This window comes from Streptomyces sp. NBC_01237, from assembly GCF_035917275.1.
Taxonomy (GTDB): domain Bacteria; phylum Actinomycetota; class Actinomycetes; order Streptomycetales; family Streptomycetaceae; genus Streptomyces.
The window spans coordinates 1,875,275-1,899,142 of the sequence record NZ_CP108508.1 but is presented as its reverse complement, the minus strand read 5'-3'; the positions used below and the strand labels follow the sequence as shown (position 1 = coordinate 1,899,142).

Here is a 23,868-nt window from a genome sequence, read left to right as displayed (position 1 = left end):
TCCTGATCGGCTCTTCTGCTGTCAGCAGGTCTCCCCACCGACACTAGAGCCAGTTGCGCTGCCCGCCGACCTGGGCCAGCCACGCGTTGAGGTACGCCGCCCAGTCGGTCTGCTGGAAGTCGGTCAGCGAGACCTTGAACGCCCGGTACGAGTCGCTGCCCTCGCTGAAGAGCCCCGGCTTCTTGTCCATCTCCAGGATGACGTCCATCTCGCGGTCGTCCGCGACGAAGGTGAGCTCGACCTGGTTCAGCCCGCGGTACTGCTGCGGCGGGAAGAACTCGATCTCCTGGTAGAACGGCAGCCGCTGACGTGTGCCGCGGATGTGACCACGCTCCATGTCGGCACTGCGGAAGCCGAAGCCCAGCTGCCCGAAAGCGTCCAGGATGGCCTGCTGTGCGGGCAGCGGGTGCACATTGATCGGGTCCAGGTCGCCGGAGTCCAGCGCGCGGGCGATCTCCAGCTCGGTCGTCACGCCGATGTTCATCCCGTGCAGCTGCCGGCCGCCGAACATCGTGACCGGCGTCTCCCACGGAATCTCCAGGCCGAACGGCACCACATGCACGGCACCGGCCTTCACCTCGAAGGCACCACCGAGACGAAGCTTGGTGAACTCGATGTCCTGCTTGGTCTCCTGGTCATTGCCCTCGACCTCGACCCGCGCCTGCAGACCGACGGAGAGCCCCTCGATCTGCTGGTCCACGGATCCGCCCTGGACCCGCACCTCACCCTGGACGACCCCACCGGGGACGACGTTGACCTCGGTGAGCTCGGTCTCCACCGAAGCGCCACCGGCACCCATGCTCGCGAGCAGCCGCTTGAAGCCCATGTTTACTCCTTCTTGGTCCTGACCCCTACATACGCGCCACGACCGTAGCCGGTTCCCGTACGGGCGCAGCCAGTACCCTCGGAAGCCATGAACGAGGGCATGGACCGTGCGCCGCTGACCCGGGAGCGTTTCGACCGATCCGTACGCGATGTCGCACCCGGACTCGCCGGCCCGCAACGGCGTGAGGTTCGGTCCGCCGGGCACAGCTACGGCTGCTTCACCTACGGCATGGCAAGTCGATCAGCATGAACGTCGAGGATCTCGCCCACCCCGCCGAGGAAGTCGCCCCCGAACTGCTCGGTGCCGTCCTCACCCACGAGACACCCGAGGGAACCGTGAGTATCACCATCACGGAGACCGAGGCGTACTCCGGTGCGGCCGACCCCGCCTCCCACGCCTACCGGGGCAGGACACCCCGAAACGCCGCCATGTTCGGGCCCGCGGGACACCTGTACGTCTACCGGTCCCACGGTCTCCACTGGTGCGCCAACATCGTCACCGGCACAGAGGGCATCGCCACGGCTGTCCTCATCCGGGCAGGCAGGGTCGTGGAAGGGGAAGACCTGGCCCGCGAGCGGCGAGGGGCGAACGTCGAGAGCCCACGTCTCGCGCGGGGCCCGGGGAACTTCTGCCGGGCGCTCGGCATCACGGCGGAGCACAACGGGGCAGACCTGCTGACAGGCGCCTCGGTCGTGCTCTCCGACGGCGAGCCGGTACCCGCCGCACTCGTCCGGGCCGGTCCTCGGGTGGGCGTGAGCAAAGCCCACGACTGGCAGCACCGCTTCTACCTCGCCGGTGATCCGACGGTCTCGGCGTACCGGCTGAGCCCGAGAGCCAAGCCGTCCGCCGGAGCCTGAGCCCAACCGTCGTCGCGTCGGGGTGGCGATGACCCACTTCCAGAAGGGCATCGGGGACCCGGCCTGTGACGCGCACGGCATTCGCCAGGCCGAGTACTCACGGCCGTGGCCGGACCCATCCCTCGTCGAGATGGATCGTCCAGGTGTCTCCCACCGCCTTGTCCAGTTCGACCAGGGCCGCAACCTCCGCGATGTCCGCGGGCGCCTCGGACAGCCGCAACGGGGAATCCGGGACATCGTGCCGGGTGTAGGTGGGCAACTCGCCATTACAGGCGAAGACGTGGAGCGGCAGGGGCCCACGGCTGAACCATGCGGGGCGGTGCTCCTCCGCCCATGCGGCCGCGGCATCGACCCGGCCCACGTGCGCCAGCGGGTGCTCGGGGGCGGGCCCGTCGCAGAACTGCACGAGGAAACCCTCGGCGTCAACGGCCCACCAGTCCCATGTGAATCCGGGTCGAGGGTGCCGCAGGATCGTCGCCATGCCGCCACCGTATCCAGGCCGGCACCGGGCTGGTGACGCCGATCCGCCGGAGGCGGCCTGGCTCACCAATGCCCGCGTACGTCGCATCTCGGCCCGTAAGGACAGCGAACCGGCCAAAGGCCCGGTCCGTCCGGCCACCGCCCTCGATGCCGACCGTGAGCCGCACGGCAGTGACGTCGTCACGGGTCACACCGTTGCACTGTCCGTAGTGCAGGGCGCCCCGCCCCCTCTCGACCAGGTACGCGGCGGTCCCCACACCGGTGTGAGCGGCGACGAGGCCCACCGGCTCCGGCGCGCTCATGGATCGACGGCGACCCCGCGGTGAGCCCCTGCCGGGCCCCATCACCCCACCACCACGCAACTTGACGGCCCCCTGGCGGACGCCTAATGTAGTCCGAGCCGCTTGACACGGGCATCGCTGTCGGCACGGTCCATCGGATCGGGTCGAGCATCCCGAAGCGGCCAAACCACTACCTACGACTCACCCCTGGCGGGTGCGAATTCGGCATGTCCGTAATTCGTCCGGGCGGCTCGATTATGAGCCGCCCAGGGATTCGGCTAAAGTAGTGAACACGCCGAAAGGCAAAGGCCACTCCGCAGGCCATCGGAATCGAATTCGGACCGGAAACGGAACGAAAAAGAGTCTGGTAAAGTCGGACTCGCCGGAAAGGGAAACGCGAAAGCGAAGAACTGGAAAGCGAAAACTGCTCGACCCGCTTCGACCGGGAATCGGACACGAAAGAGTCTGATAGAGTCGGAAACGCAAGAACGCGAAGGGAAGCGCCCGGAGGGCCCCGGTGAAACGGGACCAAAGGAAGCGTCCGTTCCTTGAGAACTCAACAGCGTGCCAAAAGTCAACGCCAGATATGTTGATACCCCGGCCTGCTTCGGCAGGTTGGTGGTTCCTTTGAAAGTCCTGCCGGGCCCTAGGGTTCCGGTGGGCAATTACACAGCGAGGACGCTGTGAACGACTGGTCTTATTCCGACCGGTCGTTCCGCTCTCGTGATGTGTGTCCCGATTACGGGAAAACATTCACGGAGAGTTTGATCCTGGCTCAGGACGAACGCTGGCGGCGTGCTTAACACATGCAAGTCGAACGATGAAGCCTTTCGGGGTGGATTAGTGGCGAACGGGTGAGTAACACGTGGGCAATCTGCCCTTCACTCTGGGACAAGCCCTGGAAACGGGGTCTAATACCGGATAACACTCCTGCCTGCATGGGCGGGGGTTAAAAGCTCCGGCGGTGAAGGATGAGCCCGCGGCCTATCAGCTTGTTGGTGGGGTAATGGCCTACCAAGGCGACGACGGGTAGCCGGCCTGAGAGGGCGACCGGCCACACTGGGACTGAGACACGGCCCAGACTCCTACGGGAGGCAGCAGTGGGGAATATTGCACAATGGGCGAAAGCCTGATGCAGCGACGCCGCGTGAGGGATGACGGCCTTCGGGTTGTAAACCTCTTTCAGCAGGGAAGAAGCGAGAGTGACGGTACCTGCAGAAGAAGCGCCGGCTAACTACGTGCCAGCAGCCGCGGTAATACGTAGGGCGCAAGCGTTGTCCGGAATTATTGGGCGTAAAGAGCTCGTAGGCGGCTTGTCACGTCGGATGTGAAAGCCCGGGGCTTAACCCCGGGTCTGCATTCGATACGGGCTAGCTAGAGTGTGGTAGGGGAGATCGGAATTCCTGGTGTAGCGGTGAAATGCGCAGATATCAGGAGGAACACCGGTGGCGAAGGCGGATCTCTGGGCCATTACTGACGCTGAGGAGCGAAAGCGTGGGGAGCGAACAGGATTAGATACCCTGGTAGTCCACGCCGTAAACGTTGGGAACTAGGTGTTGGCGACATTCCACGTCGTCGGTGCCGCAGCTAACGCATTAAGTTCCCCGCCTGGGGAGTACGGCCGCAAGGCTAAAACTCAAAGGAATTGACGGGGGCCCGCACAAGCAGCGGAGCATGTGGCTTAATTCGACGCAACGCGAAGAACCTTACCAAGGCTTGACATATACCGGAAAGCATCAGAGATGGTGCCCCCCTTGTGGTCGGTATACAGGTGGTGCATGGCTGTCGTCAGCTCGTGTCGTGAGATGTTGGGTTAAGTCCCGCAACGAGCGCAACCCTTGTTCTGTGTTGCCAGCATGCCCTTCGGGGTGATGGGGACTCACAGGAGACTGCCGGGGTCAACTCGGAGGAAGGTGGGGACGACGTCAAGTCATCATGCCCCTTATGTCTTGGGCTGCACACGTGCTACAATGGCCGGTACAATGAGCTGCGATGCCGCGAGGCGGAGCGAATCTCAAAAAGCCGGTCTCAGTTCGGATTGGGGTCTGCAACTCGACCCCATGAAGTCGGAGTTGCTAGTAATCGCAGATCAGCATTGCTGCGGTGAATACGTTCCCGGGCCTTGTACACACCGCCCGTCACGTCACGAAAGTCGGTAACACCCGAAGCCGGTGGCCCAACCCCTTGTGGGAGGGAGCTGTCGAAGGTGGGACTGGCGATTGGGACGAAGTCGTAACAAGGTAGCCGTACCGGAAGGTGCGGCTGGATCACCTCCTTTCTAAGGAGCATCTAGATTCCGCAAGGAATCCAGAGCCACTACGTCGACAAATGTTCGACGGTGGTCAGCTCATGGGTGGAACGTTGACTATTCAGTACCTGGTGGTTCACGCCGGGTCGTAAGTACTGCTCCTCGGAGCGTGGAAAACGAACCGGATGAATTCTGGGTACTGGGCACGCTGTTGGGTGTCTGAAGGTATGGCCGTAAGGCTGCCTTCAACACCGGCCCCAGTGAACTCGTCGCATACGACGGGGTGATGGGTGGCTGGTCGTTGCTTGAGAACTGCACAGTGGACGCGAGCATCTGTGGCCAAGTTTTTAAGGGCGCACGGTGGATGCCTTGGCACCAGGAACCGATGAAGGACGTGGGAGGCCACGATAGTCCCCGGGGAGCTGTCAACCAAGCTTTGATCCGGGGGTTTCCGAATGGGGAAACCCGGCAGCCGTCATGGGCTGTCACCCGCTGCTGAACACATAGGCAGTGTGGAGGGAACGAGGGGAAGTGAAACATCTCAGTACCCTCAGGAAGAGAAAACAACCGTGATTCCGGGAGTAGTGGCGAGCGAAACTGGATGAGGCCAAACCGTATGCGTGTGATACCCGGCAGGGGTTGCGCATGCGGGGTTGTGGGATCTCTCTTTCATAGTCTGCCGGCTGTGAGACGAGTCAGAAACCGTTGATGTAGGCGAAGGACATGCGAAAGGTCCGGCGTAGAGGGTAAGACCCCCGTAGCTGAAACATTAACGGCTCGTTTGAGAGACACCCAAGTAGCACGGGGCCCGAGAAATCCCGTGTGAATCTGGCGGGACCACCCGCTAAGCCTAAATATTCCCTGGTGACCGATAGCGGATAGTACCGTGAGGGAATGGTGAAAAGTACCGCGGGAGCGGAGTGAAATAGTACCTGAAACCGTGTGCCTACAAGCCGTGGGAGCGTCGCTGGCAGCACTTGTGCTGTCAGTCGTGACTGCGTGCCTTTTGAAGAATGAGCCTGCGAGTTTGCGGTGTGTTGCGAGGTTAACCCGTGTGGGGAAGCCGTAGCGAAAGCGAGTCCGAACAGGGCGATTTAGTAGCGCGCTCAAGACCCGAAGCGGAGTGATCTAGCCATGGGCAGGTTGAAGCGGAGGTAAGACTTCGTGGAGGACCGAACCCACCAGGGTTGAAAACCTGGGGGATGACCTGTGGTTAGGGGTGAAAGGCCAATCAAACTCCGTGATAGCTGGTTCTCCCCGAAATGCATTTAGGTGCAGCGTCGTGTGTTTCTTGCCGGAGGTAGAGCACTGGATAGGCGATGGGCCCTACCGGGTTACTGACCTTAGCCAAACTCCGAATGCCGGTAAGTGAGAGCGCGGCAGTGAGACTGTGGGGGATAAGCTCCATGGTCGAGAGGGAAACAGCCCAGAGCATCGACTAAGGCCCCTAAGCGTACGCTAAGTGGGAAAGGATGTGGAGTCGCAGAGACAACCAGGAGGTTGGCTTAGAAGCAGCCACCCTTGAAAGAGTGCGTAATAGCTCACTGGTCAAGTGATTCCGCGCCGACAATGTAGCGGGGCTCAAGCGTACCGCCGAAGTCGTGTCATTCCAGCACATACCCCCAACGGGGGCTGGGATGGGTAGGGGAGCGTCGTGTGCCGGGTGAAGCAGCCGCGGAAGCGAGTTGTGGACGGTTCACGAGTGAGAATGCAGGCATGAGTAGCGATACACACGTGAGAAACGTGTGCGCCGATTGACTAAGGGTTCCTGGGTCAAGCTGATCTGCCCAGGGTAAGTCGGGACCTAAGGCGAGGCCGACAGGCGTAGTCGATGGACAACCGGTTGATATTCCGGTACCCGCTTTGAAACGCCCAGTACTGAATCAGGCGATGCTAAGTCCGTGAAGCCGGCCCGATCTCTTCGGAGTTGAGGGTAGTGGTGGAGCCGATGAACCAGACTTGTAGTAGGTAAGCGATGGGGTGACGCAGGAAGGTAGTCCAGCCCGGGCGGTGGTAGTCCCGGGGTAAGGGTGTAGCCCGTGTGGTAGGTAAATCCGTCACACATATAAGGGTGAGACCTGATGCCGAGCCGATTGTGGTGAAGTGGATGATCCTATGCTGTCGAGAAAAGCCTCTAGCGAGTTTCATGGCGGCCCGTACCCTAAACCGACTCAGGTGGTCAGGTAGAGAATACCGAGGCGTTCGGGTGAACTATGGTTAAGGAACTCGGCAAAATGCCCCCGTAACTTCGGGAGAAGGGGGGCCATCACTGGTGATCCGATTTACTCGGTGAGCTGGGGGTGGCCGCAGAGACCAGCGAGAAGCGACTGTTTACTAAAAACACAGGTCCGTGCGAAGCCGTAAGGCGATGTATACGGACTGACGCCTGCCCGGTGCTGGAACGTTAAGGGGACCGGTTAGTGCACTTTCGGGTGTGCGAAGCTGAGAACTTAAGCGCCAGTAAACGGCGGTGGTAACTATAACCATCCTAAGGTAGCGAAATTCCTTGTCGGGTAAGTTCCGACCTGCACGAATGGCGTAACGACTTCTCGACTGTCTCAACCATAGGCCCGGTGAAATTGCACTACGAGTAAAGATGCTCGTTTCGCGCAGCAGGACGGAAAGACCCCGGGACCTTTACTATAGTTTGATATTGGTGTTCGGTTCGGCTTGTGTAGGATAGGTGGGAGACTTTGAAGCGGCCACGCCAGTGGTTGTGGAGTCGTCGTTGAAATACCACTCTGGTCGTGCTGGATGTCTAACCTGGGTCCGTGATCCGGATCAGGGACAGTGTCTGATGGGTAGTTTAACTGGGGCGGTTGCCTCCTAAAGAGTAACGGAGGCGCCCAAAGGTTCCCTCAGCCTGGTTGGCAATCAGGTGTTGAGTGTAAGTGCACAAGGGAGCTTGACTGTGAGACCGACGGGTCGAGCAGGGACGAAAGTCGGGACTAGTGATCCGGCAGTGGCTTGTGGAAGCGCTGTCGCTCAACGGATAAAAGGTACCCCGGGGATAACAGGCTGATCTTCCCCAAGAGTCCATATCGACGGGATGGTTTGGCACCTCGATGTCGGCTCGTCGCATCCTGGGGCTGGAGTCGGTCCCAAGGGTTGGGCTGTTCGCCCATTAAAGCGGTACGCGAGCTGGGTTTAGAACGTCGTGAGACAGTTCGGTCCCTATCCGCTGTGCGCGTAGGAATATTGAGAAGGGCTGTCCCTAGTACGAGAGGACCGGGACGGACGAACCTCTGGTGTGCCAGTTGTCCTGCCAAGGGCATGGCTGGTTGGCTACGTTCGGAAAGGATAACCGCTGAAAGCATCTAAGCGGGAAGCCTGCTTCGAGATGAGTATTCCCACCCTCTTGAAGGGTTAAGGCTCCCAGTAGACGACTGGGTTGATAGGCCAGATGTGGAAGCCCGGTAACGGGTGGAGCTGACTGGTACTAATAGGCCGAGGGCTTGTCCTCAGTTGCTCGCGTCCACTGTGTTGTTCCCGGGTTGCGAACAGTCGCACCGGTTGAACAGCTTCACTACTTAATTGAAAAGTGTGCTTGTTCGCTAGAACCCGATAGGGTTTCGGTGGTCATTGCGTTAGGGAAACGCCCGGTTACATTCCGAACCCGGAAGCTAAGCCTTTCAGCGCCGATGGTACTGCAGGGGGGACCCTGTGGGAGAGTAGGACGCCGCCGAACAATCTTTCAAGGACCCTTGGTCCCAGCGTTCACGCTGGGACCAAGGGTCCTTTTTTGCTTTTCTTCGAAGCGCGTCGGATCGTCGGCTGCGCGAGAATGTCTGTGGTACCCGATGACAGGAGTCACACCCATGTCCACCAACTCTCCCGACGATCGTCCGGAGCGCGAGCCGCGTCGCCGGGACGGCGGTGACAGGGGCGGCTTCCGCGGTGGTCGTGACGACCGGTCCGGTTCCGGTGCGCCTCGACGTGACAACGACCGCGGCGGTTTCCGCCGTGACGACAGCCGGCCTTCCGGCGGCGGCAGCTCCGGTGGTGGTTTCCGTCGTGACGACAACCGTGGCGGTGCCTCGGGCGGTGGTTTCCGTCGCGATGACAACCGTGGCGGTGGCTCCGGTGGAGGTTTCCGTCGCGATGACAACCGTGGCGGTGCCTCGGGCGGTGGTTTCCGTCGTGACGACAGCCGTGGGCCGCGTCGTGATGATGACCGTGGTGGGCGTCCTAGTGGTGGTTTTGAGCGTCGTGATGACCGGCCGCGTGGGCCGCGTCGCGATGACGACCGCCCCTCCGGCGGCGGCTTCCGCCGCGACGACAACCGCGGCGGCGCCTCGGGCGGTGGCTTCCGTCGCGATGACAGCCGTGGGCCGCGTCGCGATGACGACCGTGGTGGGTACCGCGGTGGGCAGCAGCGCGACGACCGCGGTGGGCGTCCGAGCGGTGGTTTTGAGCGTCGTGATGACCGGCCGCGTGGGCCGCGTCGCGATGACGACCGCCCCTCCGGCGGCGGCTTCCGCCGTGACGACAACCGTGGCGGTGGCTCCGGCGGTGGTTTCCGTCGCGATGACAACCGCGGTGGTGCCTCCGGTGGTGGTTTCCGTCGTGACGACAGCCGTGGGCCGCGTCGTGATGATGACCGTGGTGGGCGTCCCAGTGGTGGTTTTGAGCGTCGTGATGACCGGCCGCGTGGGCCGCGTCGCGATGACGACCGCCCCTCCGGCGGCGGCTTCCGTCGCGATGACAACCGTGGCGGTGCCTCCGGCGGCGGCTTCCGCCGTGACGACAACCGTGGCGGTGCCTCCGGCGGTGGCTTCCGCCGCGATGACAACCGTGGCGGTGGCTCGGGCGGTGGTTTCCGTCGCGATGACAACCGTGGCGGTGCCTCGGGCGGTGGTTTCCGTCGTGACGACAACCGTGGGCCGCGTCGTGATGATGACCGTGGTGGGCGTCCCAGTGGTGGTTTTGAGCGTCGTGATGACCGGCCGCGTGGGCCGCGTCGCGACGACGACCGCCCCTCCGGCGGCGGCTTCCGCCGTGACGACAACCGCGGCGGTGCCTCCGGCGGTGGCTTCCGCCGTGACGACAACCGCGGCGGCGGTTCCAGTGGCGGCGGTTTCCGTCGTGACGACCGGGACCGTGATCGTGGGCCGCGCCGTGATGACGACCGTGGTGGGTACCGCGGTGGGCAGCAGCGCGACGACCGCGGTGGCTTCGGGCGTCGTGACGACCGGGATCGTGACCGGGACCGCGAGCCGATCAAGCGGCTCCCGATTCCCGATGACGTCACCGGCGACGAGATCGACAAGGATGTGCGGCAGGAGCTGATGAGCCTGCCGAAGACCCTGGCCGAGGATGTCGCGCGCAACCTCGTCATGGTGGCCCGGCTGATCGATGAGGACCCCGAGCAGGCGTATGCGTACGCGCGTATCGCGCTGCGGCTGGCCTCGCGCGTCGCGGCTGTGCGTGAGGCGGCCGGCTTCGCGGCCTACGCGACGCAGAAGTACGCCGAGGCGCTGGCGGAGTTCCGGGCGGCGCGGCGGATGACCGGGTCCGTGGACCTGTGGCCCGTCATGGCCGACTGCGAGCGTGGACTGGGGCGGCCGGAGCGGGCCATGGCCATGGCCGGTGAGCCCGAGGTGCAGAAGCTGGACAAGGCCGGGCAGGTCGAGATGCGTCTGGTCGCGGCCGGTGCGCGCCGGGACATGGGGCAGATCGACGCCGCCATCGTCACGCTGCAGAGCCCCGAACTCGCCTCCAGCTCCGTTCAGTCCTGGACGCCGCGTCTGCGCTACGCGTACGCGGACGCCCTGCTGGAAGCGGGTCGCGAGGACGAGGCGCGTGAGTGGTTCGCGAAGGCGCTGGAGGCCGACAAGGACGGGTCGACCGACGCGTCGGACCGGCTCGCCGAGCTCGACGGCGTGGAGTTCGTGGACGCCCTCGGAGAGGACGACGCCCCCACGGACGCGGACCGGGTCGCGGACGTCGAGGACGACGTCGAGGTTGTCGAGACCTCGGACGATGACGACGACGACGAGGACGATGACGACGAGGCGGACGGTCCCGCCAAGGCGTAAGCAGTGAGGAAAAGGGCGGTACTCCTTCCGGAGTGCCGCCCTTTTCCGTTTCCGGTGCTTCCGGTGTTCCTCAGTTCACGCCGAGGCTGCGCAGGACCAGGCCCGAGGCCGGCTTGGGGCCGAAGGACGTCGATTTGCGGGGCATGGTGACGCCCTGCCTGGCCAGATCCCGGACGACCTCCTCGCGTACCGGATACATCAGTACCGCCGTGGCACCGAGCCGTTCGGCCTGTTCGACGGCTGCCGCGGTGTCGTGGATGTACGAGATGTGCTCGGGGGCGTCGGGGATTCGCCAGACGTGGTCCAGCAGTGTGGAGTGCAGGACCGTCGCGTCCAGGGTGCGCCAGGCCGCTGGGCGGTCCGTCGGCACCGTACGGGTGAGGAGGGCCCGGTCCGGGCGGTCCACCAGGTGGAAGCCGCCGTCGCCCGCGAGGAGGAACGCGTTGCCTTCGGCCGCCGCCCCGGCCAGGGCGTCGAGGGCATGAGGGAGCGGCCCGTCGACCTCGCTGACGCGGAAGAGGCCGGTGAGGGAGGCGATCGCTTCGGAGACCGGGAGGCCGCGCAGCAGCCGGTGGATGGCGCGGACCTGGAGCGGGTAGCGGGCCGTGTCGACGAGGAGGACCAGGCCGAAGTCCCACGGGCCGGGCGCGGCCTGTTCCCGCTGGAGCCGGAGGTAGGTGGCCCAGCGGTGGTGGCCGTCGGCGATCAGGGCCTGCTGCCGGGAGAGGTCCACCTCGATCTCGGCCCGCTCGGCGGGGTCGGTGACGGCCCAGAGGCGATGGCTGAAGCCGTCCTCCGTCGTGGTGGCCAGCAGGGGCGGACGGTCCGTCATGCGTTCGATGACAGCGGTCGTGCCGGTCCGGGTGCCGTCGCCGCGGTAGGTGAGCAGCAGCGGTTCCAGATGGGCCTGCATCGTCCGCATCAGGTCGGCGCGGTCCTCGACGACGTGGTCCATGACGTCTTCGTGCGGGAGAACGATGCCGTCGGCAGCGGGGGAGAGCGCCAGGGCGCCTATCACTCCGCGTTGCAGGATCTCGCTGTTGCGCTGCTCGTAGACGTAGAGCGCCGGTGCGGGGTCCGGGGCGAGCACGCCTTCGGTCAGCCAGCGGCCGAGGGTCTCGGCCGCCTGCCGGTGGCGGGCCTCGGCGGTGTCCGCCTGCGGCAGGATCAGCCGGACGATGTTGTGCGGGTCCGCGGATTCCAGGTGGTGGAGTCCGTCCGGCCTGACGACGACGTCGTACGGGGGCGAGGTCACCGCGGCGAGGCTGCCGACCCGCTCGGGGACGTAACGCAGTCCGCGGAACGGGATCAACCGCAGCCCCTGCTCGACGGGACCTGATGTGTTCATTTCTGCATCGTATGTGTGCTCCGGGGATGCGCGATGATCGGGGGAGAGGCATGTAACGAGGAGCGAAGACATATGAGTGATCAGCAGTACGCGTCCCGGCCGCGCGGGAGCAGCACGGCGCTGAGCGAGGCGTACGACACGGCCCTGCTCGACCTGGACGGGGTGGTGTACGCGGGCGGGGTGGCGATCGATCACGCCGTCGGGTCACTGGGCACCGCGCGGGACGGCGGCATGCGTCTGGCGTATGTGACCAACAACGCGCTGCGGACACCGGACGCCGTGGCGGAGCACCTGACCGAGCTGGGGGTTCCTGCCGAGCCCGCCGATGTGATCACCTCGGCGCAGGCGGTGGCCCGGCTGATGTCCGATCAGTTGCCCTCCGGGGCACGGGTGTTGGTGATCGGCGGCGAAGGGCTGCGGGTCGCGTTGCGGGAACGCGGCCTGGTGCCGGTGGAGTCGGCGGACGACGGGCCGGCGGCGGTGGCCCAGGGGTACGGCGGGCCGGACATGGCCTGGGGGCGTTTCGCCGAGGCGAGCTATGCGATCGCTCGGGGGGTGCCGTGGTTCGCGTCCAACACCGATCTGACGATTCCGAGTGCCCGCGGTATCGCGCCGGGCAACGGTGCGGCGGTGGAGGTGGTTCGGATCGCCACCGGTGCCGAGCCCCAGGTCGCCGGCAAACCGTTGCCGCCGATGCACCGGGAGACGGTGCTGCGGACCGGGGCCGAGCGGCCGCTGGTGGTCGGCGACCGTTTGGACACGGACATCGAGGGGGCGTTCAACGGGGGCGTGGACTCGCTGCTGGTCCTGACCGGGGTGACCGACGCGGCGCAGCTGCTGGCCGCCGAGCCCCGGCACCGGCCGACCTATGTGGACCGGGATCTGCGGGGGCTGCTGACCGGGCAGCCCGAGGTGACCGCGGCCGGTGACGCGTTCCGGTGCGGTGACTGGACGGCCCTGGTGCGCGGGGAGGCCCTGGTGCTGGAGGGCGACGGGGACGCGCTCGACGGGCTGCGGGCTCTGTGCGGGGCCGCGTGGACACAGGCCGGCGAGGGTTCGTGCGGGCTGGACGCGGCGAAGGCGATCGCCAGGCTCGGGCTGTAGGCGACAGGGACGCTGACGTGGCCCCGTGGCGGCGGTGGGCGATGGGAGCCGAGGCAGCGGCCGACCTCGTGAGGAGAGTCGGGCCTCGTGCGGGGATGGACGGGCTTCGTACGGAAGCGGCCTCGAACGGAGGCGGGCCTCGAACGGGTCTGAGCGGCTCGGAGGGCCTCCGCCACCGGACCGGCGGCTTCAGGTGGAGGGTAGGCTAACCTAACTTTGCGGTGGTCGTGGTCGGTGGGCCGGGCTCTCCCGGGTTCCTGTCCGCCCCTCTGCGCGGCTCGCGCTCGCCACGTACCGCGCAGACCCACCCATCAACTCGGGGAGCAGGACCATGCAGCGCCTCACCGCGGACTCGGTGACCCTTGGTTACGACCAGCGGATCATCACCGAGAACCTCTCGGTAGCGATTCCCGACAACTCCTTCACGGTGATCGTCGGGCCCAACGCCTGTGGCAAGTCGACCCTGCTGCGCGCGCTCGCCCGGATGCTGAAGCCGAGACTGGGGCAGGTGCTCCTGGACGGGCAGGCCATCCACCGGATGCCCGCGAAGAAGGTCGCCAGGACGCTGGGGCTGCTTCCGCAGACGTCCATAGCCCCCGACGGCATCACCGTCGCGGACCTCGTCGCCCGTGGCCGCTACCCGTATCAGGGGCTGCTGCGGCAGTGGACGCCGGAGGACGAACGCGTCGTCGTCGAGTCGATGGCGTCGACCGGTGTGGGCGAGCTCTCCGATCGCTATGTCGATGAATTGTCCGGCGGTCAGCGTCAGCGCGTCTGGATCGCCATGGCGCTCGCGCAGCAGACCCCGCTGCTGCTGCTCGACGAGCCGACGACGTACCTCGACATCCAGCACCAGATCGATGTGCTCGACCTCTGCGCGGAGCTGCACGAGGACCGGGGGCGCACGCTGGTGGCCGTGCTGCACGATCTGAACCACGCCGCGCGGTACGCCACGCATCTCATCGCGATGCGGGACGGCGAGATCATCGCCGAGGGGGCGCCGTCGGACGTCGTCACGGCCGAACTGGTGGAGCGGGTGTTCGGGATGCGGTGCCAGGTGATCGACGATCCGGAGACGGGCACGCCGTTGGTGGTGCCGGCCTCGCGCAGGGCACGGCGCGAGGCAGCCGGAGCCGGTGCGGCAGCCGGTGCGGCCGGGCAGGGTGCCACGGCCGGTACCGGTGCGAAGGCTGCGGCGGGGGCGGTCTGAGGGGCTGGGCGCAGCCGTTGCTCATGACCCTGTGCCCTGTGCCCTGTGCCCTGTGCCCTGTGCCCGGTGTCAGGGGCCGTACGGGTGTGATTCCGCGGCCCCGTGCCCGTGCCCGTGCGCCCAGGCCCGTACGCCCAGGCCCGTTTCGTCACAGCAGTGATCTGAGCTTCAGCAGATCCCGGAAGCCCGCTTCCAGGCGGACGCGGCCCGAGCCCCATGCCTTGGCGAAGTTCAGCTGTCCGTCCACCATCGCCACCAGGTCGTCGCCGGTCATCGCGAGCCTGATCTCGGCCTTCTCCCCGGGCGGGCCCTCGACCGTGTCGAGCACCCGGATCCGGCCATCGGCCAGCCGGCCGGTGAACGTCACGTCGAGGTCCTTGATGTGGCAGCTCAGCGAGCGGTCCAGGGCAGCAGCGCTGCGCACGTCGCCGTCGGCTCCTGCGATGTTCTCGGAAAGTCTGTCGAGTGCGCTGCGGCACTCCGCCATGGTCGCCATCGCGATCGACGGTACACCGGCCCGTCGCGGTAGCGTTTCGGCATGAGCGACTGGATGCCGGGGCCGGAGACGGCGCCCGCGAGTACGCCCGGGGAAACGGCCCAGGCCGACGCGGCCGCCGCCGCTCCCTCCTTCGAGCCCGCGGACCCCGCGCCCCTCGGCGTCGGACGCACCCCCACCGGGAGCGCCGATATCGATGCCCAGCTGGAGCGTCTGGCCGACGCCGACCACCTCCCGGCGGACGGACACACCGACGTGTACGAGGATGTACACCGTGGGCTGCGTGATGCGCTGACCTCGCTGGACACCCGTCCGGCACCCGCACCCGGGCCCGCGCCCATGCCCTCGTACAACAACAGGAGCTGAACCGAACGTGGCAGGAGTGGCACGTCGCCGCCTCGACGCCGAGCTGGTACGCCGCAAGCTCGCCCGCTCTCGTGAGCACGCGAGCCAGCTGATCGCCGCGGGGCGGGTGACCGTCGGCGGGAACACCGCGACCAAACCCGCCACCCAGGTCGAGACCAGTGCCGCGGTCGTCGTCACCAAGGACGACAGCGACCCCGACTACGTCTCGCGCGGCGGGCACAAGCTCGCGGGCGCCCTCGCCGCCTTCGTCCCCCTCGGGCTGGGCGTCGAGGGACGGCGGGCGCTGGACGCCGGGGCGTCGACCGGCGGCTTCACCGACGTACTGCTGCGGGCCGGTGCCGACCGTGTCGTCGCCGTCGACGTCGGCTACGGACAGTTGGCCTGGTCGCTCCAGTCCGACGAACGCGTCATCGTCAAGGACCGCACCAATGTGCGGGAGCTGACGCTGGAGGCGATCGACGGACAGGCGGTGGACCTGGTGGTCGGCGACCTGTCGTTCATCCCGCTGGGGCTCGTGCTGCCCGCCCTCGCGCGCTGCGCGGCGCCCGACGCCGACCTGGTCCTCATGGTCAAGCCGCAGTTCGAGGTGGGCAAGGAGCGGCTCGGCAGCGGCGGGGTGGTGCGCAGCCCGGAGCTGAGGGCCGAAGCGGTACGGGAGGTGGCGCGCCGGGCCTGGGGGCTGGGCCTGGGCGTCCGGGGCGTGACGGCCAGCCCGTTGCCCGGACCGTCGGGGAATGTCGAGTACTTTCTGTGGCTGCGGGCCGGTGCACCTGAGCTGGATCCCGCGGATGTCGACCGTGCAGTGGCGGAGGGGCCTCGTTGACGACGAATGCGGCACGAACAGTCTTTCTTTTGGCGCACACCGGCCGGCCGGCCGCGATCCGGAGCGCGGAACTCGTCGTGCAGGGGCTGCTGCGCAGCGGCCTCGGTGTGCGGGTCCTGGCGACCGAGGCGGCCGATCTGCCGCTGCCGCCGTCCGTGGAGACGGTCACGGACACCACACCGGCGGCCGTGGACGGCTGCGAGCTGCTGATCGTCCTCGGCGGGGACGGCACGCTGCTGCGCGGCGCGGAGTTCTCCCGGGCCTCCGGCGTCCCGATGCTGGGGGTCAACCTCGGCCGGGTCGGCTTCCTCGCCGAGGCCGAGCGGGACGACCTGGACAAGGTGGTCGACCGGGTCGTCACCCGCGCGTACCAGGTCGAGGAACGGATGACGCTCGATGTGATCGTGCACAGCAACGGTGACATCGTGCACACCGACTGGGCGCTCAACGAGGCGGCCGTGCAGAAGGTGTCGCCCGAACGGATGCTGGAGGTCGTGCTGGAGATCGACGGCCGGCCGGTGACCGGGTTCGGCTGCGACGGGATCGTCTGTGCGACCCCGACCGGTTCGACGGCGTACGCCTTCTCGGCGGGCGGGCCCGTCGTCTGGCCCGAGGTCGAGGCGCTCCTGATGGTGCCGATCAGCGCCCACGCGCTGTTCGCCAAGCCGCTGGTGACCTCGCCGGACTCGGTCCTCGCCGTCGAGGTCCAGCCGCACACCCCGCACGGGGTGCTCTGGTGCGACGGCCGCAGGACCGTCGAGCTCCCGGCGGGCGCACGGGTCGAGGTACGGCGTGGCGCGGTGCCCGTACGGCTGGCCAGGCTGCACCAGGCCTCGTTCACGGACCGGCTGGTGGCGAAGTTCGCGCTGCCGGTCTCGGGCTGGCGGGGCGCGCCCAACTGATGCTCCGGCGGTCCCTCGCCAAGGGTCCTCCGGTGCCCGGGAGAGTGAATTGACGACCGGGGGCCGTCACACACCGGCTCCCGGACCTCGTAAGGTCATGTCCGTGTTGGAGGAGATGCGGATACGGTCGCTCGGAGTCATCGACGACGCGGTGGTGGAGCTGTCACCCGGCTTCACCGCGGTGACGGGCGAGACCGGAGCGGGCAAGACCATGGTCGTCACCAGTCTCGGGCTGCTGCTCGGCGGGCGCGCCGACCCTGCCCTGGTGCGGATCGGTGCCAAGGCGGCGGTCGTCGAGGGGCGGATCACCGTCTCCGAGGGCGACGCGGCAGCGCTGCGCGCCGAGGAGGCCGGTGCGGAACTCGACGACGGCGCGTTGCTGATCAGCCGTACCGTTTCGGCGGAGGGGCGCTCCCGGGCGCACCTCGGAGGCAGATCCGTGCCCGTGGGGGTGCTGGCCGAGCTGGCCGACGAACTTGTCGCCGTGCACGGTCAGACCGACCAGCAGGGACTGCTCAAGCCCGCGCGGCAGCGGCAGGCCCTGGACCGGTACGCGGGCGGCGGCGTCGATGTCCCGCACGCCAAGTACGCGGCGGCCTACCGGCGGCTGCGGGCCGTCGTCACGGAGCTCGACGAGCTGACCACCCGGGCCCGGGAACGGGCCCAGGAGGCGGATCTGCTGCGTTTCGGCCTCGACGAGGTCGCCGGGGTCGAGCCGCTGGCCGGGGAGGACACCGAACTGGCGGCCGAGGCCGAACGGCTCGGCCACGCGGAGGCCCTCGCCTCCGCCGCGGCGCTCGCGCACACCGCGCTCGTGGGCGATCCCGAGGACCCGGAGGGCATCGACGCCACGACCGTGGTCGCGGCCGCCGGCCGGTCCCTGGACGCGGTGCGGGCCCACGACCCGGTCCTGGCCGCGCTGGCGGACCGGATCGGCGAGATCTCCATCCTGCTCGCCGACGTGGGCGGGGAACTGTCCGGGTACGCGGATCAGCTGGACGCCGATCCGCTGCGGCTCGCCGCGGTCGAGGAGCGGCGGGCCGCCCTCACGGCGCTGACCCGTAAGTACGGCGCGGACATCGGTGCCGTGCTGGCCTGGGCCGAGGAGGGCGCGGGCCGGCTCACCGAGCTGGAGGGCGACGACGACCGGATCGGCGAGCTGACGGCGGAGCGGGACGCGTTGCGCTCCGAACTGTCCGGACTCGGGCAGGCGTTGACCGACGCCCGTACGGAGGCGGCGGCACGCTTCGCCGAGGCGGTGACCGCGGAGCTGGCCTCCCTCGCGATGCCGCACGCCCGGGTCTCGTTCGCCGTCCGGCAGACCGAGGCGCCGGACGAGGCGTCCGGCATCGACATCGGGGGGCGGAGCGTCCTCTACGGCCCGTCCGGTGCCGACGAGGTCGAGCTGCTGCTGGCCCCGCACCCCGGGGCCCCGCCCCGGCCGATCGCCAAGGGCGCCTCGGGCGGTGAGCTGTCCCGGGTGATGCTCGCCGTCGAGGTGGTCTTCGCGGGCTCCGCCCCCGTACCGACGTACCTCTTCGACGAGGTCGACGCGGGCGTCGGCGGCAAGGCGGCGGTCGAGGTCGGCCGCCGTCTGGCGAAGCTCGCCAGGTCGGCCCAGGTGGTGGTGGTGACGCACCTGCCGCAGGTGGCGGCCTTCGCGGACCGGCAGCTGCTGGTCGAGAAGACGGTGGACGGCTCGGTGACCAGGAGCGGTGTCACGGTCCTGGAGGGCGAGGACCGGGTGCGGGAGCTGTCCCGGATGCTGGCCGGCCAGGAGGACTCCGAGACGGCACGGGCGCACGCCGAGGAACTGCTGGCCACGGCACGGGCGGACGGCTGACGGACGGGGGCTGCGGTACGGGCGGCGCACCGGAGGCGGTTGTACGGGGCTGCGGTACGGGGCCGGCACCGGGTAGTCCCCGTGCCGGCCCCGTACCGGCTCCCTGACCGGCCCGGACCCGCCCCCCTGGGCGGTCCGGAGGCGCTTGTCGGCTCGTCCCCTCTACTCCGTGGGCGCCGGGCGCGCTCTCTTCGCGCTCCGGGCGTGCGCTCGGGGATGTGGTCCTACCAGGGGCGGCAACTTCGCGCCAGGTACTTCACTCGTACGAGTGGTGCGGTGCGTCCGGTTGTCGACGAGGGTGCCGCAGCAACGTTCCTGCGGTCCCGGAACGTGCGTACGGACTGGCATCCTTGGTGAGTACCCACCGCCGACTCGGGAGCCCCGGGAGCCATTCAACGTGTCACATCTGCGTACGGTCCAAGTCCTGGGCGGCGGCAGTGCGGGCAGTAGCGCGCACGTCGGTTCGCTGGCCGCGGGACTGATCGCCAGGGGAGTGCAGGTCACCGTCTGCGCCCCGGCCGCAGTGGACCGCGTCTACGACTTCCCGGCGACGGGGGCCCACTTCGCCCCCGTGCCCCGGCGCAGCGACCCGGCGGCCGTCGCCGCGCTGCGCGCCGCCTGCGCGGGCGCGGACGTCGTGCACGCCCATGGGCTGCACGCGGCCGTGCGTACCGCTCTCGCCCTCAGCGGCCGTACGGTTCCGCTGGTCATGACCTGGCACACCCGCGTCCATGCCGAAGGCGCCCGTCGGCGGGTGCTGCGGCTGCTGGAGCGAAGGGCCGTGCGGGCGGCGGACGTTGTGCTCGCCCCGTCGTCGGACCTGGTGGACCGGGCGCGCGGCCGAGGGGCGCGCGATGCCCGGCTCGCACCGGTCGCCGTGCCGGTCGCCCGGTTCCCCGACACCGTCCACGGCGCCAAGGTGCGGGCCGAACTGGGAGCGGTGGGGCGCCCGTTGCTGATGGCCGCTGGCAGTCTCGTACCGCATCACGGATTCGACACCCTGCTGGACGCCGCCCGGGTATGGCGTGAACTCGATCCCGCGCCCCTGCTGATCATCGCGGGCGAGGGGCGGGACCGGGCGGCGCTGCAACGGCGCGTCAGGGAAGAGGAGTTGCCGGTCTCTCTCCTCGGGGGCCGGAACGATATCGGTGAACTGCTGGCCACCGCCGACGTGGCCGTCGTGCCCAGCCGCTGGGAGGCCCGGTCGCTGCTGGCGCAGGAGTCACTGCGGCTCGGCGTGCCGCTGGTCGCCACCGCGGTCGGCGGGGTGCCCGAACTCGTGGGTGACGCCGCGGAACTGGTCCCGTACGGGAACGCCGAGGCGCTGGCCCGTACCGTCGTGCGGTTGCTCGGCGATCCGCGGCGACGCGAGCGGCTCGCCGATGCGGGGCGGATCCGGGCGGCCGGATGGCCCACCGAGGACGACACGATCGCCCAAGTGCTCAGCGTGTACGACGAGTTGGCGCAGCCCCTGGCGGTGCCCCGAGTGCGCTGAGCGGACGGGGCGCCGAAGCACCGGCCCTGTGCGGCGGCGATGTCATCCGGCGTGGCCGCGGCCGCCACGTCATCCGGCGTGGCGGCGGGCCCGCAGCGCCAGGCTGAGGGCCAGTACCGTCTGCGGGTCGTCCAGGTCGGTGCCGAGCAGTTCACCGATGCGGGCCAGCCGGTTGTAGAGCGTCTGCCGGTTCAGATGCAGCTCGCGCGCCGTCTCCGCCTTGCGGCCCGCATGGGCGAGGTACATCTCCAGGGTGGGCAGCAGCGCGGGGCGCGAGGTGCGGTCGTGATCGCGCAGCGGGCCGATCGCCCGGTCCACGAAGGCCGCCAGGTCCGGATGGTCCCGCAGCCGCCACAGCAGCAGGTCGATGTCCAGCCGCCGGGCGTCGTACCACGGCCGGTCGCTCAGCCCCTGCGCCGCCGCGGCCGTCTCCGCCGCGTGCCGCAGCCCCGCCCCGGCCGCCGCCCAGCCGCCCGCGACGCCGACCACCACGACCGGCGGATGGGCCCCCGCCCGCTCCAGCCCGGCCCGCTCCACACCCGCCCGCAGCGCCGCGGCCACCCGGTCCGCGACGGCGGTGCGTTCGCTCTCCGAGCGCAGGCCCAGGAGCAGTGGCACCCGGCCCTCCACGGGCCGCACCCCCAGCAGGACCGGTACGCCGACGGAGGACAGCTCCTCCAGCACGGCGCGGGCCAGCAGCGCCCAGTTGCCCGAGAGGGACAGCTCGGGGGCCAGCCGCATCACGACCGGGAGCAGCGGGGTGTCGCCGGGCTTGAAACCGAGCACCCGGGCCTGCGCGGGCGCGTCCTCCGGGGTGATCCGGCCCTCCGCGAGGTCGGTGAGGAAGTCGCCCCGGCCGCGGGCCGCCAGCTCCTCCTCCTGCCGTGCCTGCATCAGGACGACCGCGAGGATGCCCGCCGCCCGCTCCGCCGCCATCCGGTGCACGGTCACCAGCGGACCGGACACGGCGAGCAGCACCAGCCTGGCCCGTACCGAACCGGTACCCGGGCCACCGCCCGGAACATCCACCAGCACCGCGCCGGTCGGCGGTGTCTCGCGGGCCGCCCGGCCGCCGCGCATGCCGTCCCAGACCTGGAGCGGGTCGGCGCCCACCGGGCCGGTGCCGGTGCCGGCCGCGTACAGGAGCTGGCCGTCGGGTGTTTCGAGGAAGACCGGGTTGGCGGTGAAGTCCGCCAGGATGCCGAGGACCTGCGGTACGCCACCCCCGCCGAGCAGGGCGTGTGTGCAGCGCCGGTGCACCTCCTCGGCCTGCTGGAGCAGCGCGTAGTGCCCGTTGACGATCTCCGTGTGGACCTCTTCGGTGACCGCGACGAACGGCACCTCGCGGTGCAGCTGGACCAGGGGCAGCCCGGCCGCCCGCGCGGCGTCCACGATGGACGCGGGCAGCCTGCTGAAGCGCGGACCCAGCTCGACCACGAGGGCGGCGATGCCGCGGTCGGCGAGTCTGCGGACGAACGCGCGCTGCTCGGCGGGGCGGGTGCCGAGGCCCAGACCGGTGGTGAGGAGCAGCTCGCCGCCCTTGAGCAGGGAGGCGATGTTCGGCACCTCGCCCGCGTGCACCCAGCGCACCGTTCGGTTCAGCCGCTCGGCACCGGCCACCACCTCCGGGAGACCGCCGCGCAGGCCGGGCAGTTCCAGCGCGCGTCGGACGGTGATTCCGCCTTGGCTCTCCACAGACTTCGGCCTCGTGCTTCCACTCACCTACGAAACGGGCAGCAGCCCTGGTCAGGAAGCTACCCGGCGGTCGGCCCCCGCGTCACGCGCGGACGGTGGCGGGCTCGATGTCGTGATGGAGACGGAACCCGTCGCGCGGTGCACGGCGTGGCCCGCGGGGGCCGTCACCACTGTCGGTGCACGGTCGCCTTCCCTCCGGTCACCAGGCTTGCCGGCGGAACGTCATCGGCCACGACCGCGCCGGCGGCGACCACGGCATCGCGGCCGATGCTGACGCCGGGCAGGATCGTGGCACCGGCGCCGATCCACACGTTCTCCGCCACGTCGATGGGTCCGCCGCTCAGCCAGCCCCGTCGCTCCTCCGGGTCGACCGGGTGGCCGACGGTGATGAACGTGACCTTCGGCCCGACCATCACACGCTCGCCGAGCCGGATGCCGGCGTAGTCCAGGAACGTGCAGTTCTGGTTGATGAACACCCGCTCCGCGAGGTCCAGACGCAGGCCGTGGTCCGTGTAGAAGGGCGGATGGACCGTGACCTTCCTCGGCAGCGGCCTGCCGAGGATCAGTTCGAACAGTTCCGCTTTGCCCGCTTCGTCCTCGAAGGGCAGGACGTTCAGACGGGAGGTGAGTTCGGTGGCCCGCAGGACCCTCTCGGCCATGGCCTGGAACTCGGCGCTGTGGATGCGCAGGAGACGGTCGCTGGACATGCCACGAACCTTTCTGGTGTGTACCGGTGGTCGGACTCCCGTGTACCGGTGGTGGGACGGGACAACCGGGAGCCGGTGGAGGCTGCCGTCGCCGGCCGGTCGCGTCACCCCTGCCGGGGTGGGGAGCCGCGGGCGTCCGCGCTGTCGTCGGCGCCGCGCCGTGGTGTCGTGGCCCAGGGTGGGAGCCAGACCGGCCCGGGGAGGACCGGCAGGCTTTCGAGGTGGGTGATGATCCCGCGGAGTCCCGGGTGTGGATTCGTCCTGGGGAGGAGGAGGGAGAGCGGGTAGGCGAGCGTCGGATTCACGACGGGGATACGGCGCAGGTCGTGGCCCGCCGGCCAGATGTACCGGTCGCGCGCCCCGACGAGGGTGGCCACGTCCGCGGAGTCCGCGAGGGTGTCCAGGAGCACTTCGTCCCCGAAGTGCGGGCCTGCCGCGTCGATGCGCAGGTCGAAGTCGGTGGCGAGCTGATCGTAGAAATCCGACCATTCGCTCCGGGGGGCGATGCCCGGCACCCAGATCCGGTGTCTGCGCAGCTGCGGTGGTGTGAGGCTCCGCGCGGCGGCGAGCGGATGTCCCGGGCCGACGAGGAGTTCCAGCGGAGAGGCGAACGCGTGGATCATCCGCACGTCGGGCGGCAGTGCGTCCGGGGCGGTGACGGTACGGAACGAGGCGTCGATATCGCCCGCTTCGACGGCGGCGACCACCACGCGTGGGTCGTCGACCCGGAGGGTCACCACGTCGAGGTCGGTCTCGGGATGCGACCGCCAGTAGTCGTGGAGCACCACGGCCTGCGCGCTTCGCAGGCCGAGAACGTCGATCCGAAGGGCTCGGGAGCCCGGCCTGACCGCGCCGATGGCGCGCTCCATACCCGCGACGATGCTCCGCGCGTGGGGGAGGAACGCCTGACCGTCGAGCGTCAGCTCGACCCCTCGGGCGGTACGGGTGAACAGCCGGACACCCAGCTCGCGCTCCAGGGCGGCGATCCGCTTGGAGACCGCCTGCTGCGTCACGCCCAGCTCATCGGCCGCCTGCTGCAACTGCCCGATCTCGGCCGCCCGGACGAACGATCGCAATGCCTCGGTGTTCACCGGTTCACCTTAGGCGCGCACAACCGATCGTTGTGGCTCGCCGAGGGCCGGTTGTCCG

Annotated in this window: 17 protein-coding genes, 3 rRNA genes and 1 pseudogene; 14 read left to right on the top strand and 7 right to left on the bottom strand. The window is 68.5% G+C overall.

Annotated elements, in window-relative coordinates; all coding sequences use genetic code 11:
* Positions 1–43 precede the first annotated feature (43 nt).
* Entirely contained in the window at positions 44–826 is a 783-nt protein-coding gene (locus tag OG251_RS08400; RefSeq protein ID WP_326676566.1) for a sporulation protein, read from the bottom strand.
* Positions 827–1,071: 245 nt separating this feature from the next.
* Between OG251_RS08400 and OG251_RS08395 the strand changes: the two genes are divergently transcribed.
* Positions 1,072–1,683 (top strand): DNA-3-methyladenine glycosylase, encoded by a 612-nt coding sequence (locus tag OG251_RS08395; RefSeq protein ID WP_326676565.1) that lies wholly within the window; start codon positions 1,072–1,074, stop codon positions 1,681–1,683.
* 97 nt (positions 1,684–1,780) lie between these two features.
* On the opposite strand, the gene OG251_RS08390 is transcribed toward OG251_RS08395, so the two are convergent.
* Complete coding sequence (locus OG251_RS08390) at positions 1,781–2,164, bottom strand: hypothetical protein (protein WP_326676564.1); 384 nt, start codon at positions 2,162–2,164, stop codon at positions 1,781–1,783.
* Here OG251_RS08390 and OG251_RS08385 point away from each other — a divergent pair.
* From OG251_RS08385 to OG251_RS08360, 6 genes and pseudogenes are all read left to right on the top strand, one after another.
* On the top strand, positions 2,163–2,489 hold the full coding sequence (locus OG251_RS08385) for a hypothetical protein (protein ID WP_442818315.1): 327 nt from the start codon (positions 2,163–2,165) through the stop codon (positions 2,487–2,489). The genes OG251_RS08390 and OG251_RS08385 overlap by 2 nt on opposite strands.
* Before the next feature lie 707 nt (positions 2,490–3,196).
* Positions 3,197–4,722 (top strand): 16S ribosomal RNA (locus OG251_RS08380).
* 307 nt (positions 4,723–5,029) lie between these two features.
* A 23S ribosomal RNA gene (locus OG251_RS08375) occupies positions 5,030–8,155 on the top strand.
* A gap of 108 nt (positions 8,156–8,263) precedes the next feature.
* A 5S ribosomal RNA gene (rrf, locus tag OG251_RS08370) occupies positions 8,264–8,380 on the top strand.
* The 16S, 23S and 5S rRNA genes sit together here, the layout of an rRNA operon.
* A 130-nt stretch (positions 8,381–8,510) precedes the next feature.
* Positions 8,511–9,467, top strand: a pseudogene (locus OG251_RS44965) (hypothetical protein); the annotation flags it as partial.
* A 513-nt stretch (positions 9,468–9,980) separates the two neighbouring features.
* Complete coding sequence (locus OG251_RS08360; protein ID WP_326676562.1) at positions 9,981–10,730, top strand: hypothetical protein; 750 nt, start codon at positions 9,981–9,983, stop codon at positions 10,728–10,730.
* A gap of 70 nt (positions 10,731–10,800) precedes the next feature.
* Here OG251_RS08360 and OG251_RS08355 read toward each other — a convergent pair whose 3' ends face one another.
* Positions 10,801–12,078, bottom strand: coding sequence for a DUF1015 domain-containing protein (locus OG251_RS08355; protein ID WP_326676561.1), 1,278 nt, complete (start codon positions 12,076–12,078; stop codon positions 10,801–10,803).
* A gap of 72 nt (positions 12,079–12,150) precedes the next feature.
* Between OG251_RS08355 and OG251_RS08350 the strand changes: the two genes are divergently transcribed.
* Positions 12,151–13,182, top strand: a complete 1,032-nt coding sequence (locus tag OG251_RS08350) for an HAD hydrolase-like protein (RefSeq protein WP_326676560.1) — start codon at positions 12,151–12,153, stop codon at positions 13,180–13,182.
* Between the two features lie 331 nt (positions 13,183–13,513).
* Positions 13,514–14,392 carry an ABC transporter ATP-binding protein gene (locus tag OG251_RS08345; RefSeq protein ID WP_326676559.1) on the top strand — a complete coding sequence of 293 codons (879 nt, stop codon included), beginning with the start codon at positions 13,514–13,516 and terminating at the stop codon, positions 14,390–14,392.
* A 148-nt stretch (positions 14,393–14,540) separates the two neighbouring features.
* Here the strand turns inward: OG251_RS08345 and OG251_RS08340 are convergent, their stop codons facing one another.
* Positions 14,541–14,888: an SCP2 sterol-binding domain-containing protein gene (locus OG251_RS08340; protein WP_326676558.1), complete on the bottom strand. Its 348-nt coding sequence runs from the start codon at positions 14,886–14,888 to the stop codon at positions 14,541–14,543.
* A gap of 42 nt (positions 14,889–14,930) precedes the next feature.
* Here OG251_RS08340 and OG251_RS08335 point away from each other — a divergent pair, with 42 nt between their 5' ends.
* From OG251_RS08335 to OG251_RS08315, 5 genes are all read left to right on the top strand, one after another.
* The gene (locus OG251_RS08335) at positions 14,931–15,254 is read left to right on the top strand and encodes a hypothetical protein (RefSeq protein ID WP_326676557.1); all 324 of its coding nucleotides are present in this window, start codon (positions 14,931–14,933) and stop codon (positions 15,252–15,254) included.
* Positions 15,255–15,261: 7 nt separating this feature from the next.
* Positions 15,262–16,077: a TlyA family RNA methyltransferase gene (locus OG251_RS08330; RefSeq protein ID WP_326676556.1), complete on the top strand. Its 816-nt coding sequence runs from the start codon at positions 15,262–15,264 to the stop codon at positions 16,075–16,077.
* Positions 16,074–16,979, top strand: coding sequence for an NAD kinase (locus tag OG251_RS08325; RefSeq protein WP_326676555.1), 906 nt, complete (start codon positions 16,074–16,076; stop codon positions 16,977–16,979). Before OG251_RS08330 ends, OG251_RS08325 begins: the two co-directional genes overlap by 4 nt.
* Before the next feature lie 97 nt (positions 16,980–17,076).
* Positions 17,077–18,822 carry a DNA repair protein RecN gene (gene recN / locus OG251_RS08320; RefSeq protein ID WP_326676554.1) on the top strand — a complete coding sequence of 582 codons (1,746 nt, stop codon included), beginning with the start codon at positions 17,077–17,079 and terminating at the stop codon, positions 18,820–18,822.
* 397 nt (positions 18,823–19,219) lie between these two features.
* Positions 19,220–20,317, top strand: coding sequence for a glycosyltransferase family 4 protein (locus OG251_RS08315; RefSeq protein WP_326676553.1), 1,098 nt, complete (start codon positions 19,220–19,222; stop codon positions 20,315–20,317).
* A 69-nt stretch (positions 20,318–20,386) separates the two neighbouring features.
* On the opposite strand, the gene OG251_RS08310 is transcribed toward OG251_RS08315, so the two are convergent.
* The 3 genes from OG251_RS08310 to OG251_RS08300 form a co-directional block, all read right to left on the bottom strand.
* Entirely contained in the window at positions 20,387–22,012 is a 1,626-nt protein-coding gene (locus OG251_RS08310) for a PucR family transcriptional regulator (protein ID WP_326676552.1), read from the bottom strand.
* A gap of 164 nt (positions 22,013–22,176) precedes the next feature.
* Positions 22,177–22,719 (bottom strand): DapH/DapD/GlmU-related protein, encoded by a 543-nt coding sequence (locus OG251_RS08305; protein WP_326676551.1) that lies wholly within the window; start codon positions 22,717–22,719, stop codon positions 22,177–22,179.
* Positions 22,720–22,823: 104 nt separating this feature from the next.
* On the bottom strand, positions 22,824–23,810 hold the full coding sequence (locus OG251_RS08300) for a LysR family transcriptional regulator (protein ID WP_326676550.1): 987 nt from the start codon (positions 23,808–23,810) through the stop codon (positions 22,824–22,826).
* Positions 23,811–23,868 lie beyond the last annotated feature (58 nt).